Annotated in this window: 13 protein-coding genes; 9 read left to right on the top strand and 4 right to left on the bottom strand. The window is 54.0% G+C overall.

Features of this window, described 5'->3' with window-relative positions; translation table 11 throughout:
- Positions 1-51 precede the first annotated feature (51 nt).
- Entirely contained in the window at positions 52-2040 is a 1989-nt protein-coding gene (locus tag EJA70_RS13740; protein ID WP_158831361.1) for a UvrD-helicase domain-containing protein, read from the bottom strand.
- The gene (locus tag EJA70_RS13735) at positions 2037-4100 is read right to left on the bottom strand and encodes an ATP-dependent endonuclease (RefSeq protein WP_158831359.1); all 2064 of its coding nucleotides are present in this window, start codon (positions 4098-4100) and stop codon (positions 2037-2039) included. Before EJA70_RS13735 ends, EJA70_RS13740 begins: the two co-directional genes overlap by 4 nt.
- A 193-nt stretch (positions 4101-4293) precedes the next feature.
- On the opposite strand from EJA70_RS13735, the gene EJA70_RS13730 reads away from it, so the two are divergent.
- From EJA70_RS13730 to EJA70_RS13710, 5 genes are all read left to right on the top strand, one after another.
- Positions 4294-4476, top strand: a complete 183-nt coding sequence (locus EJA70_RS13730) for a hypothetical protein (RefSeq protein ID WP_158831357.1) — start codon at positions 4294-4296, stop codon at positions 4474-4476.
- Positions 4477-5134: 658 nt separating this feature from the next.
- Complete coding sequence (locus tag EJA70_RS13725; RefSeq protein WP_158831355.1) at positions 5135-8905, top strand: ATP-binding protein; 3771 nt, start codon at positions 5135-5137, stop codon at positions 8903-8905.
- Positions 8905-9546: a hypothetical protein gene (locus tag EJA70_RS13720; protein ID WP_158831353.1), complete on the top strand. Its 642-nt coding sequence runs from the start codon at positions 8905-8907 to the stop codon at positions 9544-9546. The genes EJA70_RS13725 and EJA70_RS13720 overlap by 1 nt, the downstream gene beginning before the upstream one ends.
- A complete protein-coding gene (locus EJA70_RS13715; RefSeq protein WP_158831351.1) occupies positions 9543-10781 on the top strand; it encodes a hypothetical protein in 1239 nt (412 codons plus the stop codon). The genes EJA70_RS13720 and EJA70_RS13715 overlap by 4 nt, the downstream gene beginning before the upstream one ends.
- Complete coding sequence (locus tag EJA70_RS13710) at positions 10769-11620, top strand: hypothetical protein (RefSeq protein ID WP_158831349.1); 852 nt, start codon at positions 10769-10771, stop codon at positions 11618-11620. Before EJA70_RS13715 ends, EJA70_RS13710 begins: the two co-directional genes overlap by 13 nt.
- A gap of 333 nt (positions 11621-11953) precedes the next feature.
- Here the strand turns inward: EJA70_RS13710 and EJA70_RS13705 are convergent, their stop codons facing one another.
- Positions 11954-12562 carry a hypothetical protein gene (locus EJA70_RS13705; RefSeq protein ID WP_158831347.1) on the bottom strand — a complete coding sequence of 203 codons (609 nt, stop codon included), beginning with the start codon at positions 12560-12562 and terminating at the stop codon, positions 11954-11956.
- Positions 12563-12730: 168 nt separating this feature from the next.
- Here EJA70_RS13705 and EJA70_RS13700 point away from each other — a divergent pair, with 168 nt between their 5' ends.
- From EJA70_RS13700 to EJA70_RS13685, 4 genes are all read left to right on the top strand, one after another.
- Positions 12731-13003: a hypothetical protein gene (locus EJA70_RS13700; protein ID WP_158831345.1), complete on the top strand. Its 273-nt coding sequence runs from the start codon at positions 12731-12733 to the stop codon at positions 13001-13003.
- Positions 13004-13151: 148 nt separating this feature from the next.
- Positions 13152-13472 carry a hypothetical protein gene (locus tag EJA70_RS13695; protein ID WP_158831343.1) on the top strand — a complete coding sequence of 107 codons (321 nt, stop codon included), beginning with the start codon at positions 13152-13154 and terminating at the stop codon, positions 13470-13472.
- On the top strand, positions 13469-14068 hold the full coding sequence (locus EJA70_RS13690; RefSeq protein ID WP_158831341.1) for a hypothetical protein: 600 nt from the start codon (positions 13469-13471) through the stop codon (positions 14066-14068). The genes EJA70_RS13695 and EJA70_RS13690 overlap by 4 nt, the downstream gene beginning before the upstream one ends.
- 220 nt (positions 14069-14288) lie before the next feature.
- Positions 14289-14480 carry a hypothetical protein gene (locus tag EJA70_RS13685; protein ID WP_158831339.1) on the top strand — a complete coding sequence of 64 codons (192 nt, stop codon included), beginning with the start codon at positions 14289-14291 and terminating at the stop codon, positions 14478-14480.
- Positions 14481-14812: 332 nt separating this feature from the next.
- On the opposite strand, the gene EJA70_RS13680 is transcribed toward EJA70_RS13685, so the two are convergent.
- On the bottom strand, positions 14813-15205 hold the full coding sequence (locus tag EJA70_RS13680) for a hypothetical protein (protein WP_158831337.1): 393 nt from the start codon (positions 15203-15205) through the stop codon (positions 14813-14815).
- Between the last annotated feature and the right edge of the window lie 149 nt (positions 15206-15354).

The raw sequence follows: 15354 nt of genomic DNA, 5'->3' as shown, positions 1-15354 counted from the left end.
TTAGGAGCGGCCTTGTGGCCTAAAGTCGTGGTCTATTCCGATGAGCCCTATCTAGGTCGCGAGCTCCAACATCGACCACCCAGCCGCTTTCAGTGCAGTCCTTCGCTTTTCGCCAGCGGCGCCCTCCCCCAATGAACTCTTACGTACGGCCAAGCACAGCATATGCGACGGTCGGGTCATCCCCACGTACATCAACATCATGTCTTTCTTCGCTGTTTCTTGGGGCCTCTTGGCCGCTGTCGTCTTGCCCTCAAGCCACGGCATGAGCTTCTGAATGAAGTGGGTCTTCCTAAAAGTCTCTAGGATCAACGTTGCGGCGTGGGTTTTGCCCTTTTCCGAATGGATGGATGACATCCGGATATCGACGCCATCGGGGCCATCCTGGAATCGGTAGGTGTTGATCAGTGAACCGCCGCTTTCCCCGGCTTCAGTGGCTGCGGGCGCAGTGTCCCAAGCAAGATACTGGTGAGCCGGCAGGTCTACAGCCACGCCCTCGGAATCATGAAGCGCAGCTGCCAGCAGCAAGAGTTTGGGAGCGATGACTTTGATCCAGTCTTGCTGAGTCATTTCAGTCGGCACGAACAGGATCAGTTGGAGGCACTCTCGATACTGGGCAAGTGCTTGTGGCTTGGCGTTGAGCTTCTCGCCCACATCGGCTTGATGTCTGCCCTTCAGCTTCACCATGTTTCCAGGAAAGGCCAGCGTACCGAGGTTCACCAGACACGAAGCCAGCAACTCAACCGCGGAAGCAGCTGTGGGCTCTCGCATCGCGTAACGCCGGGCAATGTGTGCACCTTCAGCGAAGGTACGGGGCTTGAACGACGTCTTGGTAGTATCAGACCGATAGGATGGCCAGTAATGCTCCAAGGCTTTTGGGTACTGGTTAGCCTTGTAGTTCTCAAGCCGGTGCACAGCACCGACGGCGAACACACCAGCCTTACAGCTTTCCGCCGGCAGATGCTTCAGCACTAGCTTTCCGAACTCATCCAAAACACCAGTTGCATCGTCATCAGGGAAGACGATGATCGTGTTAGGGATAGTGTCTGAGTTACGCGAAGCCCGAAGCCCAATCAGTCCGTTCGTGATGGGGACATACGCGAACGGGTTGGCGATCGATGCAATGGCCTGATCAAACCGGAAACTGCTGGCGATTTCCAACTGACGCCCCGGGTCTGGGAAGGGATCCTGCAATGGCGTCTTCTTCTCAAAGATCTCTTGGTTCGGATCGCCGACGCGAATGACGCGTACATCTGGATCGTCGTTGGGAAAGACCCGTTGAAGCACTCCCGCCTGATCAGGCTGCGTGTCCTGCATCTCATCGATCAACACGCATGGGAAACGCAGGCGCAATGCGCGGCCTACGGTCGGCTCCTGATCGAGCAATGCGTGGCCTAGTACGAACACTTCATCGAAGCAGAAGTAACCGGATTTGGCCGCGCCGCTCAGCGATTTCACCACACTCTTGTAAGTAGCCGTGTGTGGTGCAAACCCAATATCTTCATCGCCAAGTGGACGGTCGAAATCGGCAGATCGGACTCTCAGGCTTAGAAGGCTTTTGAATTTTTTCTCGAAGGCAGCCAGTGCGCTAAAGTGCTCCTTGTTCGTCAGTTCCCTTCGCCGAGCCTTGTGCGTGGCCTCATCGTCGATGGCCTGCAGTTCAATCCCTTTCGAGCGTAACCATGGAGATGCAAGGAATCGGCCGGTGAAGCCATGGATGGTGTCGATGTAGTGAGGAAAACGCAGTAGCCGTTGACCCACCTCGGTGCCACCAAGGCGTTTCTCGATCTCCTCCCGAGCCGCGTTGGTGTGCGAAAGCACGCATATACCCTGCATACGGCTCTTCCAATGGCGAGCCAGAATCGCAAGCTTTGCGACGACCAGGGTCGTCTTCCCGCTCCCAGGACAAGCCGCCACATCTACCGTGTCCATAGATTTCAAGAAATTCCGACGGGGCTCGTCCAGCGTTTCCAGCCCCATCAGCTCAATGACCCAGTCCACATCGGCGTCAGTGATGGGAGCAACCAGTTGGTTTAGCGTCATTCGGCGACCTCTTCAAGAGGATCAGCGGATCCTGCCGGTGCTGCAGGCATCATCACGGAATGAGTGAGACTGGTTGTGGTCAGTGCTGCCCCGCCGGTTGCGTACTCAATCGCGTGAACAATATAAGTTGGCAACAGCCCCCGTAGTGTCGTGGCATCCAGGGAGCCGTTTTCGAATCGCAGATCGATAAAGTCGATCAGGTGCTGGGCGGCGATTGCTTTTGACGCCCTATTGAACAGTTTATAAATCGCGGAGCAACGGGCTTCCTCGGTGGCATGGGCCGTCTGGATCTTATCCAAGGCTGTCTGCGCCTTCTTCAGCAGGCTAGCTTTAGTTTCCGTGCAGTCGTCGATCTTTTCCTCATAGATGGCGAAGAACGCGGCATGATGAACTTCCTTCGAGAGCCCTTTAAACGCCAGGTCGTATTCGAGCGTCCAGTGGTCGGCAACGAATGTACGGACACATTGCCCATCGCTCTCGGCGCGTTTCTCGCGATGTTCCTTCAGGCCTTTTTTGATGTCCTCCGGAGTGGAACCAAAGTCTTTTATGGCGCGCCAGCGCCGCTTGGCGATGTCTGGCCAGTCCATCCCCTTCACGCCCTTCAGCCCCCGAATCTCAGGCGCGCAGTCCGGCATTACATCCATGTCAGTAACGCACGCAGTGGGCACGGTGATCTCGCCCTTGGAAGTATCCTTACGCTGCAGGACTTTTGAATAACGCCGAAGCCCTACACCGCCCACATTGATGATTGATACGCCGTGCTTGGTGAGATCCTTACCCAAACGACGTGCCAGTGAAGGCAGCAGTATGGCTTCCGCATCACCTTCGACAACAAGCAAGCCCTTCGCAAAGAACAGCCCCGCCTTGGAAACGTCCAAGAACCTGCTAAGGAAGCGATAATCATTAGGCGCCAAGCAGGTCTGACTCTCGGCGAGCGAGAAGGCCCGTTGCCGTTGCATTAACACTATGTTCTGCAGCGGTATCTTTGAGCTCAGGTTGGGGCTATGGGTGCTCAGGATGACCTGAACCGGCCTCAACCCCGCAGAGGGCTTCGCCGCGGCTTCGAGAAACTCCATCAACTGGAGCTGACGTTGCGGGTGCAGATGCGCTTCCGGTTCTTCAATGAGAAGCAGCGGCAGTCCGTCAGGTTCTTTGCCGAGGAGCAGTAGTTCGCAGGCCATGAACAACACGTTGTTGGAGCCCAGCCCGTAGATGCCTCGCGCCTCTCCAGTGGCATGATCCAACAGCCCGAGCTCCAATCGCTCCAGGATTTGCTTGAGCTTGGCGGGATCAGTTCCGGCTTCCCCGAAGCCGATGCGACTCGTAAGGGGCTGTCCAGCCAGTGACAGCGGGCGAAGGTATGTGTCGTTGATCTCCTTCTGAGCGGAGACAATAGCGCCGTGAGAGTTCACTAGGTGGCGGAGGAAATCACCCATGCCGGCAATGCTGAGTGCTTCTGCATCCGTGAGGTCGGTGGGGAGGGTTGCGGGATCAAACGTGTTGCCTGCATCAATATTAGGGAAACTGCTCAATACCTGGGAAAGCCTGGAATTCCGGCCTGGGGACATCTCCCGCTCTGCGTCGCGCAGCGGTTTGAGGTACGCAGTGGCGAGCAGTTGTCTTACGCCCATGTCCAGAGACGGGCCTTCGCCTTTTTCCCCAGAGCGAACCGAGATATCCACCCATTTGCGGGTCGAGGCCGAGGCAACAACGCGGCGAGCTGACCAATGCACATACAGGCGACCCATGCCATTGGTGTAGGTCACGTACTCAGCGAAAGCACCTAGTTCCGAAGGGCTGAGTCCTTCCAAGGTGCACCTGAGCGTGATGGTCTCCGCTTGAGTGCCAACGCTGGCGATGTGGAAGTCTTCAATCTGCAACCGAAGGTACTCGGCATCCCGTGTTTGCAACACGTAACGGATCGCATCGATGACCGCGGTTTTGCCTGCGTCGTTTTCGCCGACGAGTGCAGTCACGCCTTCGTTGAACTGGATGTTCAACGCATGATCGCCATGGCCGAACTGGCGGAAGTTTTCGATTTTCAATGCCGAAAGGTACACAGCGCTGTCCCCATCCTGGTTCAGTGGCAGGGAGCGAGTTTTTACAGCGCCATCATGGCCGGCACCCTCCCTGAGTGTGCTAGCTATATGCCACGAAACCCCGCAGAAGGCTACTCGATCAGGCGGATCGCTTGTCGGGAGTCGTGACGCAGCGACATACCAAACGGTTCCTTATCCGGCTCTCAAAGGACTGATGGCAGCAACTGGACTGGAGGCCCATATCAACTGGTTAAACGTTGCCGGGATCGCGAAAGGCCCGGTGTTCCAGCGGATTGATCGCTGGGTGAATCTTTCGGGCAAAGCCATGCAGCCGCATAGCTTGATACCCGTAATGCGCCGCATTCTCAAAGAAGAGGGATTGCCAGCTGAGCTGTAGCAGCCACTCGATGATGCGAGGCTTCGCGACCTCGGCGCCGCCAATGGATGGGACATTAAAAGGCTTATTAACCACGTAGGTTGGAAGGATATGAAGTCGACGCTTCGGTACGTTGACGCAGGCAGGTCATTCGAAAGTTTGGCGATTCGTGCCGACACAGCCCGAACTGGATCCTAAGTTGCGAATGTCGTTTCTAGACGTGAGACAAGCGTGACATAGGATGACGACAGGGTAATTGCTATTTGCCACCTCCCTGCCCAAAATAGCCAAGACTGATCTTCTACGCACAATCGATGGGCCCTCGGGAGAGTTTGCAGGGATTAGCATCTCTGAAAGTTAGCTACCAAGTGGGACTCTGTACAAACGCCCACGTGCTCTCGGGTGCGCTGCCTTTGACTGCCCCCCTTCTCCTATGCCCCCTTCCGTCGCAGCGTCGATAGGAGTAAGCATATACAGAGTTGTCGCAGTCAGTCTTCAAGTCCCGCGGGGCATCGGCCGCATCGCTCCATACGACCACTACCAATATCAAGCTGGTTCCTGCAAAAAAACGTGACGAAGGTAAGAGCATTCCAGCCTTCGGTTTAGGGGCCCTTTTTCCAATATTGGAAAGTAGGTAAGCCGACGCTAGGACAGCTTTTGAAGGCTATAAGGACATTACATGCCAGCTGATCAACACACTCCAAGTCTGTTCTCCTCTCAGGACGAATTGACCTCGATCGACGAACTGGAAGCAGCGACGCCGAGCGAGGTAAGCGACCAGCTACCAGAGGCCTTGTATAGGTTGTTGAGCATTCATCTTGTGGACTCGTTATCGAAGGGTCGTGTTCAGAAGATGGCTGTCGACGGTGGTGTAGCACTGACGGGGCGTAACGGGCAAGGAAAGACATCGCTTCTTGCGCTGGCACTGATGTTCTCAGGTGTCGAGCCGACCGATGTAGTTTCCAAGGGGAAAGATTCCTTCATTGATTACTACCTTCCCAATCAGACTTCATACATCGTCTATGAGTATCAAGTCCCCGACGGAAGCCGCCGGCTGGTAGTGGCCTATAGCAACACAACCGCAGACCGTGTGCGATTCCGGTTCGTCAAAAGCGAATTTCGCCGAGAGTTGTTTGTGTCCGATGATAACCAGTTCATCCTGAACAGGGATTTCAGACGGCGGCTTACCGAACTCAGGATTTCCTGTGCTGACAAGCAGATCGAGACCTACCTCGAATACCGCTGCATCATTCAGGGTTGGCAGCCTCACCACGTTGATAGCACTCAGCGCAGATATCTTGCGGGCTTATCAGCAGAGTATGGGTTTACCTCGTACAACCGCCCCCTGCGTCACCTGGAAAAGCTCACGAAAGGTATGTTCTCTCGAGAGGCGAATTTCGATGATCTTCAGCAGGTCGTGGCCGACTGGGTTTTTGGTAAACCCTCTACTGGTATTCAAACAGACCGTGCGCGGGTTGAGAACTGGCCCCGAGATTACAATGCGTACCAGCAGATCATGACTATCGAGAATGAAGTAGCTGGCGCGGTGAAAGTCCGGGAGGATCTGAACGCCACCGTCGAGCGCATTGGAGAATTCAAAGAAAAATTTCTGATCCTGCGTGAGCACCTTGAGTTCAGCCAGGCTGCCAAAGACAGTGAGCGGGAAAACCTTGAAAAATTCCTCGGCCATCGTAAAGAGGAGCACGAGGTCACGGCGGGAGAATTTATCCGCAAGATTTCAGACGCTCATCATCAGGTGGGACAGTGCGAGAAAGATCTTCAACGCATAGAGGATCAGCGACAGGCATTTGCTGCCGCAGACGTCGAGGACAAACGTAGCCGAGCAGCCAAGCGGGAAGTGCTTGTCGATGAGTTGCGCCGTATCGATGAGCAATACAGGCTTGCGCTGGGTGCTGCTTCGGATATCCAGACCCAGTACGACGCCGCGGTCAATGAGGAGGAACGCCTGCACCAAATGTACCACTCAGCCGCACTCAGCAAGATTTCAGAACAGCACGTTGAGCACCGGGGAGCGCTCGACGAAGTGGCCAAACAAGCTGACGAGGAGAAGCGCTTTTACGATTCGTCATGTGAAGCCGAGCAGGATCGCCTTCAGGCGCAAATCGATGACCTGAGACAAAAGGTCGGTCGGGATCAGGAACGTGTCAGCAACCCTCCGGGTGACCCGCTGCTCGATAATGCCATTGAAATCAAACAGGACGCTGTCCAGCAGGTAGCCACCACACTTAGCAGCGCCGAAAAAAACGCCAATATCAAAGAGCGCGCTGTTGAAAAACTTCAAAGAGAGTCCGCCACGCTCGACCAGCGCATTCAAGTCACTACCAGCGCTCTTGCTGCCCAGCAGGACAAGATTCAGGGTATACAGCGTTCTCATGCGCCCGATCCAGACAGCTTGCTACATTTCCTCAGATCCACCCGCACGGACTGGGGCGTTCACATCGCTAAAGTGATCAACCCCGAATTGCTCCATCGCACTGACCTGCATCCGCAGGCGGTGGATCTGAGCCAAAGCCTATATGGGGTGGCACTTGAGTTGGACTTCGTGGCGCCAGCCGATGAAGCGGATGACACCTTGCTACAAGAGATGCTCACCGATGCGATCTCTGAGCGCGACATGCTGCAGGATCAGCTTGATACAGCAATTGCTCAGCAGCGGGAAATGCGCGATACGATTAAAGCGGCCAGTACCGACCTGACGTTGGCGCGCTCTGCCCAAGGCAGAGCCCACAACGATCACAGTGCCTTGGAGACGGAGATCCGCGACATCCGCAAGGAAATCAAACGCAAGCGTGATGCAGCGGTATCGGAAGCAGAGAACACACTTAGTACAACGCGAGCTCAGCTGTCGATGGCCCTGGGGGCGCAGACTGAGTTCAATGGCCGTCGACTACAGCATCACTTGGAACTGTCTGAGCTGGGTGCAGCTAAGCGCAAGGCAATCGACACTCGTTTTGCGCTCTCCACCGAGCAAATCAAGACAGCTATCGCCGAGCATAAAGCTGCCACGCAGAATGCAATAAGTGCATTGAGGATGCAGCAAGACGCTGCGTTGTCCGAACGAGGCGCAGATGTCGGAGTGGTAAATGCCCTCAGAAGTCAGAGCCAACAACTCAGAGACGAGCTACAGAGGATCAGTAACTGGACAGAACTGCTTAATCAGTGGCAGCACTGGCAAGCAGTTGTAGAACCCGATATTCCGGCAATTCAGGATCTGCTCGCCCAGCAACAAGCTCTTCATGAGCAGCTTACCTTCCAGCATTCTGCGGTTGAGGAAAAGTGGACGTACGCGAGGCGAGAGATCGAGCGTCAAATCAGCGATTGTCGGACGGCAGCTTTCAATTTCCAAAAGGATCACCTAGCGGTTCAGGCCACATTGCAGGAACAGCTTAAAGATTTTACGGCGACCGAACGTTATGAATCCTTCGATGTGGCTTGGCAGGTCAATGCATTGCGCACAGCGTTAGGCGCCTGCTTCCAGGAGCAACATGACGCGGAGACATCCCTGCGAGCCAAAATAAAAAGCATGCGAGGGGCGTTCTGTGCCATCCCGCTGTCTCCGCCCGACAGCTACTTCAGCGACCGCTTGAAGAATCTCAGGGACGAGCTACCGCGTGAACCTACCCCCAGTGACGTTCTGGGCATCGTGGAGGATTGGTTCACCAATCAGCACCAACAGAGCCGTCGGCTTCTCATTGCCGATGCGCGTACCATCTTTGGTGAAATTCAGAGCCTGCATCGAGAACTCAAGAAATTCAGCGATCAGCTGGCTCGATTCAACACCGCGATGCAGAGTCATCTGTCTCACAGCTCGAAGGTGTTCGACAGTCTTACCGATCTTCAGATCTCTATCGTCTCCTCAGTTGAAGACTTGAACTACTGGTCGATCATCAAGAAAATCACCGAAGACCGTGACCAATGGCTCAAGGATGGTGACTTGCCTGAGCAGTATGCTGTGGATCACCTGCGTGATCTCCTGAATCTTTGGGACATCAAGAACGGTATCAACGCAAATTTCAAATCACTGGTCAGCATCCGTGGTGCGGTCAGAGAGAACGGAAACCTGAGGCAATTTCGCAATCGCGCCGAACTGGAGAACATCTCTTCCAATGGCCTGACCTATCTGGTGATGATCATCCTGTTCCTCGGGTTCATCTCAAAGGTGCGTGGAACCGCGCCCGTGCAGTTGACTTGGTGCGTGGACGAGCTGAAGGCCATTGATGGTGAGAACATCATTTCCCTGTGCAATTACCTTGGGCAAAATCACATCACCTTGTGCACGGCGTTTCCAGACCCAGACGCGGAAACCCTCATATTGTTTGCCAACAAGTACAAGCTCGACTCTGAACGCCGTCTCGTGCATTGCGAGCTCGTCGTTGAAGACGACCTGCGGGCCGATGAAACGCTTGAAGTCGAACTGGAGGAGATGTGATGAGTCCGTTTGCACGCATCGTGACCGATCTCCTAGCCGGCAAATTCATCTGCCAGGTGACGGACTATGAGGGCTACCAATTCCTCAGCAGCCCACAGATAGCGAGCGCCCGTACGAACCGTGACGACGTGGACGACTATCTCCGCCGCATCGATCTCAGATTGACTCAGACCCGCACTGGCAGCGCTTACTTTGCTGCCGCTGCGGATATCGACCTGGAAGGCAAAAAGATTGCCAGGAAACGCTTCAGTGAGCTCAAGAACATCCTTCGACCCATGGTTTCCTTCTTGGAAATGGTGATGCGACTTGAGGGCGACGATGATGCGGTGTCTCCGGGCCAAAAGCTCGACCTCAACCGCACGATGGCCAAGATCGCGGCCAATCCTGGAATTGGTGAGCAGCTGAGACAGATTGCATCGGACACCAACATTTCGACACGTGACGGTTCGGACAGGGAGCGTCTGAACAAGATTGTGAAGCGATTTCGGGACGAAGGTTATCTGCAGTTGGTTAACCCGGAGTCCGAAATTTACGTGTTCACCGGCCGCATTGAATGGCTGATGGAAGCCATCGAATACCTGATGCTCCACGACCAGATTTCCGATGACGACAAGGATTTCGATAAGAGAGTGGTGTCATGAGTACCCTTGAAGAGGGGGTTATTGGCCACCTGGAACTGTTGCATTCACAGCGTAAGCTCATCGCCCACATGTATGCGAGTGGGCACGTCGTGCGCGATGAGCATAATGCTAAAGCGCTGAGCCAGTTGCAGCAGATCCGTGCGATCCGACTGAATGAAACGCTTAAGGACTCCTACAGGCTCTCCCCGACCGTTAGCCGGCTGCTCAATGAGGCGAGCTACCGATCCCGTAACTATGGGGTGTCAGCTGATTTCGGAAAGCAGCTTAGTCGGCTCGATAAACTTCTGGAGGATTTCTCCGAAGCGTATTTTGACGGTCGCGGCGAAGACGTCATGCTGCTCCAGGACGAAATTGATCTGACCCTCTTCGAAATCTCAGAGGAGATGAAGGATTTCTTGCTTCACGTCCGCACGGCTGCCGAAAACAACTTCGGCAACCTGCGTACCTATCGCGAGAAAGAAAAACAGAACCTGCATTATCTGGAGCAATTGGAACGCATCGTCGAGGCGCTTTCCCAGTTCGAGGACGCCGCCTTGCTCGAAAGCCTAGCTTCCAGTGAGCGCGAAGCACTGGAAGCTCTATACCAAAGCTACATCCTCGATCGGTTGTCCAGCTGGCGATCCACCACTGCAGACATCACCCGGGTATTGAAACTCTATCTGCACAAGCTGCGTGTGGTCGAGCCGCGCGCCAGGCGATTGCGAGCGTTGCAAATGCATCTGCTTCGTCACCCGGAATATGCGGTAAGGGATGCGGATGAGTATGCAGAAATACCGGACTGGGCCTACCAGCACGAGCCGATGAAGCTGCGATTGGACATTGATTTTGGCAGGCAAGAGATTCGAGACAGCCTCGCCGACTTGGCCAGAAACATTGAGCGCTCCGTAGCGGTACCGTCCAAAGAGCGCCGCCCTGGATCACTTGTCACAGAGCCTCCTCCGAAAGCAGCGCTGATCAAGGGTTCTCCGCTCGTGGTCGTTAGCCAGCGATTGCTAAACGAGGCAGCCCACACGACAGACCCAATGTCGGCCGCTCGGTATTTCGCGTATGCCCCAGAAACGCAAATGCTGGATCAGGAGTCATGCATGATGTGTTTCCTGGCCTTACTCGATAAGCAGATGAAGGCAAGCGCACAGATAGTGCGGCGCCTGCGCATCGATCCCGTCGCCGTCAACGACGAGGATCATCTCAGTGGAAACGTCATCATCGCGGATGTCATGGTATGCAAGCGCTAGCTAGCCTGAAAAAACTACTCAATATCTACCAATCGGAAAAGAATCTTTTCAAGCGCTCTCGACAACTAAACGGTCTCTGCGATGAATACGGAATCGGTCAGATGGTTGGGGCAATGTGGCAGTTCACTCAAGCCGATAAGGCACGAATAGGTGTGGTCATCCGGAACACTTGGGGGGTTGATCCCGAAACGCCCCCTGATGCGTGGGATGGGCTATCACGCCATGAGGCGGTGCAGCATGGCGGGAACGAAAAATACTCCAAGAAACGGCTCCGGGGACTACGGGTCGCTATCAAGTCTCTACCCGGGCGACCTTTGTTGCTCGGGGGCATGCACTACGCGCTGCCGCCAGGCACCAATCTGGATGTTGATCGCCAGTGGGTCGCTGAGCACTGCCGGCATGAGTCGGTACTCTTGATTGAAAACTGGGAAAATTTCGAGCTGACCGAGCAGACGCCAATCCTTGGGTCGGTGCTTGGTAATCCCCTTGTGGTTTTCCGTGGCGCACCTGGCGGCTACAAAACAGACAGTGCGAATCGCCTCCTGAAAGACTTGGGCCTGCCGGTCATTGCGTTCACTGACTATGATCCTGAGGGCCTGGCAATCGCAGCCACCCTGCCCTTTTTCAGTCATTATCTTGCTCCTGGGACTCGATGCCTAGAAAAGCTCTTCAGCCAGTTGAGCACTCAGCGCAGGTATCGGGAACAGATCGTTCAGAAGCGCTCGATGCTTGAAGCGCTCGATGATCCCGAGCTGAAGCGCGTATTTGAGATTATCAAAACCGCGGGTAAAGCGTTGCCACAGGAAAGGATGATCGGACTGTCAAACTGGCAAGCCTAAGCCATTGGCTTCCAGCTTGGGCCGGAAAACAGAAGACGGCACGTGTACCCAAACCAAGGCTCATCATCTCAGCGAATCTAGGGGCAAGTGATGCACGGTTGTGAGCAGGAATTGGAGCGCGCCCAGCGAACACCAGGCTTTGGCTTCGCCGGCGTCTTGGCCCTGCGGGCGTCCACCCTTTACGCCCACGCACTCCTGTTGCCCCATGGCCTATGGCATTGAGTGGGAGGCTGATCCTCCCTGCACGCGTTTATGCACTGCTCCATTCAGGGTTAAGTGGCTTCCCAAAAGCAACTGGCCATCCACAGTTAACCGTGAAGAGGCGTGCTCTTCCTAGGGCTTCTCAATGCGAGCTAGCAAGTATCCTCCGACGCACAGCTGCTCAATCAACCACGAAGCGTCCTCAACGCTGAACTTGAATACCCTATCTTCGATCCCCAAGATCGGTACGAATAGCTCGTCGTTCACCCCTATGAAAAGCTGAAAATAGCTTTGCGAATCTGGATAGCGAAACGATCCAGATGCTCCAAAGAACATTCCGTCCAAGTCGTACCCGTGATTGCACAACCAATCCTGCTGTGTGGACTGAGTACGAGACAAAATCAGTTGGTGAAATAGCTTACCAAAATCCAATATCAGCGGATTAGGGATACCAGTGAGGATTGCGCTCCGTTGATAGAGCGTTTTGACCAAGGTCGACAGCCCATCAGCTAGCTCCCCGCATTGCTGAGCAGTGAAGTCATATTCAGACCCGTCTAGGACGAGCTTTATGTGGCTATTTGCGAGTTCAACAGATGCTTCGAACCACCTAGCTTCCTCACCTTCACCTTCACCTTCACCTTCACCTTCGTCTTCATCTTCGTCTTCATGAGATAAAAATTCGCGCTCGGCCCTGAATCTAATAGTTTCTGCAGAATCATGCTCTTTCATCATTTCCCACACAGCCCTTTTCCGTGAAATACAAACTTAAACGGATTTTTTCGAACGAAACTTTAGTGCTGCGTAAAAGTTTTCTGCAGACAGAGTCCTTTTTTCACACTCCACTCAAGTTTCGAATTTCGCCTCCGTTTAAATAGTCATGCGACTTATTTTCTGAGGAATATCGAAACCATGAGTACAAAGCTGCCCCCGAACAGATTCTTCACGTTCAAGGATGGTTCGCCGGAGGGTGACTTGGACGAAATGAGGCTCGCCATCTTCACTCGGCCCGGCACTGCCGAGGGTGAAGTCATAGACGATGACAACAGCTACGCAGTTCTCCTGGATACAGAATCCAATGGCGTAATTTCTATCAAAATCGATGAGTCGCGCTTTAGGTTCACGCCTCAGCAGGCGACGGCGCTAGCCTCAGCACTCACTGAATTATCGAGAGCTGAAGGATGACTTTCCGCCTTCCCTTTGGAGAAGCGGCGATGTGAAACAGAACCTCTACATCATGGATGGGGAAGCTTTCGAAAAAATATTCCGATCGGGCTCAAGGTTTCTCAAAACGAACCGTTTTTCATATCTATGACATCTAGAGAAACCGGTTTTGAACCTACCAACGATCGCATTTTCACGCTCCCTGAAAGGCACCGTGCCGTTTGCCGAGACCATCCAGGGTCATCGTCAACGCAGGGCGTGGGAGCGCTTGGTCAGCTACATCGCGTCCTCTGACTCCCCTTCCGACTTTGACAGAGCTGCAGCCTTCGCTGAGGGCTATGCGCAAGCGCTCGTTGATGGTGAGCAGATCGAAATCTCAACAGAGCGTGACTTACTGATCATCTCAATCGTTGATGAGTGGCGGCGTAATTTCATCCGCACCATTGGTTCGTCCACCTTTAGCACTCCCCTCCTCCAAGGACATTCATGACTTCCAAGTTTCAGCGCTACGCGGATGACGAAATTTCAGATCCAAACCTCCGAATGCCTCGTCAAATTTTGGCAACCAGCACCAACCAGTATCCGATTGATATCTTGGTTTCTCGCTGGGAAAAACACTTGGTCGAGCCATCTGTTGCTCACGAGAAGTACCCTTGGGCTGCGGATTTTGTAATGGGCATTCCTGTTCCGTCTTGGCATCGCCCAGTAGTATGGAATCTAGGTCAAAAGGCTCGGTTCATCGTTTCTGTGTGGTCTGGAGGGGATCTCGGAAGCTATCTCACTAATGACTGGTGTGATTCGGGTTCGGGGCGAGCAATGGCTGAGAGCAGCGATATTTTGATCGATGGCTTGCAGCGGTTGCATAGCCTTGAGGAGTACCTTCTTGATCGCTTGGCAGTCCCAGATGCTCAAGGGCAACCAAGGGTTTGGTCTGAGATTGGCAATGGCGAACGGAGGCGGTTCTTGTCGACAGTCTTTACGCACGCACATGTATCGTCTGATGACGAATTGTTGTTGCGAAAGACTTATGATCTTTACGCCATGGGTGTAGCTCCTCGTACGAACGAACAGCGTGCGGTTCGATAACCTAGATTTTATTTTTCGGGCATGCCCCTCTGGGGATGGATGTCGTAAACCAAGCCTCGTCTATCGACGGGTCTTGGCCCTGCGGGCTTCCATCCTCATGCCTTCGACCTTCCTGGTCTGCGCGCTCCGCTTACATAATGACCAAGGTCACCACCTAGCTTGGACATTTCTTTCAGCTGCCACATACTAGCCTCATCCACTAAGGAACGAGGCTCAGCGAATGGCGTGGTCATTTTGGAAAGACAAACGTCCTGAATGGATACAGGCTGAAGAACGACAGTTCATCGAAGCTGTGAACAGCCTGAAGACGCTGCAGACCACCTCTCGGGGCGGCATGAAAATTGATCCTGAAGAGCTCAGAGACCAGATTCTGGCCTCTCGAGAACGGTACAAAGATCTGGTTAAGAAATAGGGATACCGGGTGGCCAGCCAGTTTGGAGCCTCACCGAGCGTAGGCTGACCTGCTTGTCATCCTCGCCTGCGCCACAGGACAAACACCAGCGAGGCTCTTGCTTATTTCACGAGCTGACGCTCTAGCGTGAGTGGTAGTCGAGCACCTCTTTGTGGCCCACGCAGACTTCTGTAAAGAGGCTCCATAACAGCTGCGGGCGTTTTCCTCATTGCTGCGCCGAACGCATACGACCTGCCTTGATTGCGTACGGGTAGCATGGATGAAGTTGGCTCCTAGCTGTTCAACCACGTGACGCTGTCATTGCAGTCATTTTGTGCGGAAAATCTCTCGATTTAAGGCTTCGCGATTTTTTGGCAGGCCCTAAGCAAGCCCTCGCTCAGCCAGAACGCATCATCTTCAGTGAACGAGTAACACATATAAGGAAATACCAACTCATAACCCCCACCCTCAATTGTGCAGACCACGATTGACGTGGTGCCTGAAGGTGACTCCTCACAGACGTCTCCGCTCGCATCTTCAAACGCAATCTCGCCAGAAGCCGAGTATTGAAGGCCGCGTATTCCAATCAATCTGCGAACCTTGAACAATCCAGTCTGACGATTTTCGCCTACGGCTTGATCACCTTCCTCATCACCACCAATAGCCAGTGCTTCTCTCAGGCATGATGAAATCTCTTGGGCGACGTCAGGAGTGACACTGAGCCTCACGATGTCTAGCTCGATCATGATCCGCGCCGACGGTAGTACTTGGACTTGCCCCTACAAAACCGGACACCAACTCCCCGTTAAATTGATGCAGCTGCCAAGCGCCTGAACTCCCTCGGTGAGCGATAGTTCAAAGCGCTGTGCGGATGCTGCTCGTTGTAATGCTCAAA

Source organism: Pseudomonas sp. PB103, from assembly GCF_009764635.1.
In the GTDB taxonomy this organism is placed as follows: Bacteria; Pseudomonadota; Gammaproteobacteria; order Pseudomonadales; family Pseudomonadaceae; genus Aquipseudomonas.
This window is presented reverse-complemented; position numbering and strand designations above follow the sequence as displayed.

Coding starts and splice junctions, on each gene's coding strand:
- EJA70_RS13720 (WP_158831353.1), top strand. CDS start 8,905: ATGAGTCCGTTTGCACGCATCGTGACCGATCTCCTAGCCGGCAAATTC.
- EJA70_RS13685 (WP_158831339.1), top strand. CDS start 14,289: ATGGCGTGGTCATTTTGGAAAGACAAACGTCCTGAATGGATACAGGCT.
- EJA70_RS13710 (WP_158831349.1), top strand. CDS start 10,769: ATGCAAGCGCTAGCTAGCCTGAAAAAACTACTCAATATCTACCAATCG.
- EJA70_RS13680 (WP_158831337.1), bottom strand. CDS start 15,205: ATGATCGAGCTAGACATCGTGAGGCTCAGTGTCACTCCTGACGTCGCC.
- EJA70_RS13730 (WP_158831357.1), top strand. CDS start 4,294: ATGGCAGCAACTGGACTGGAGGCCCATATCAACTGGTTAAACGTTGCC.
- EJA70_RS13715 (WP_158831351.1), top strand. CDS start 9,543: ATGAGTACCCTTGAAGAGGGGGTTATTGGCCACCTGGAACTGTTGCAT.
- EJA70_RS13700 (WP_158831345.1), top strand. CDS start 12,731: ATGAGTACAAAGCTGCCCCCGAACAGATTCTTCACGTTCAAGGATGGT.
- EJA70_RS13690 (WP_158831341.1), top strand. CDS start 13,469: ATGACTTCCAAGTTTCAGCGCTACGCGGATGACGAAATTTCAGATCCA.
- EJA70_RS13740 (WP_158831361.1), bottom strand. CDS start 2,040: ATGACGCTAAACCAACTGGTTGCTCCCATCACTGACGCCGATGTGGAC.
- EJA70_RS13725 (WP_158831355.1), top strand. CDS start 5,135: ATGCCAGCTGATCAACACACTCCAAGTCTGTTCTCCTCTCAGGACGAA.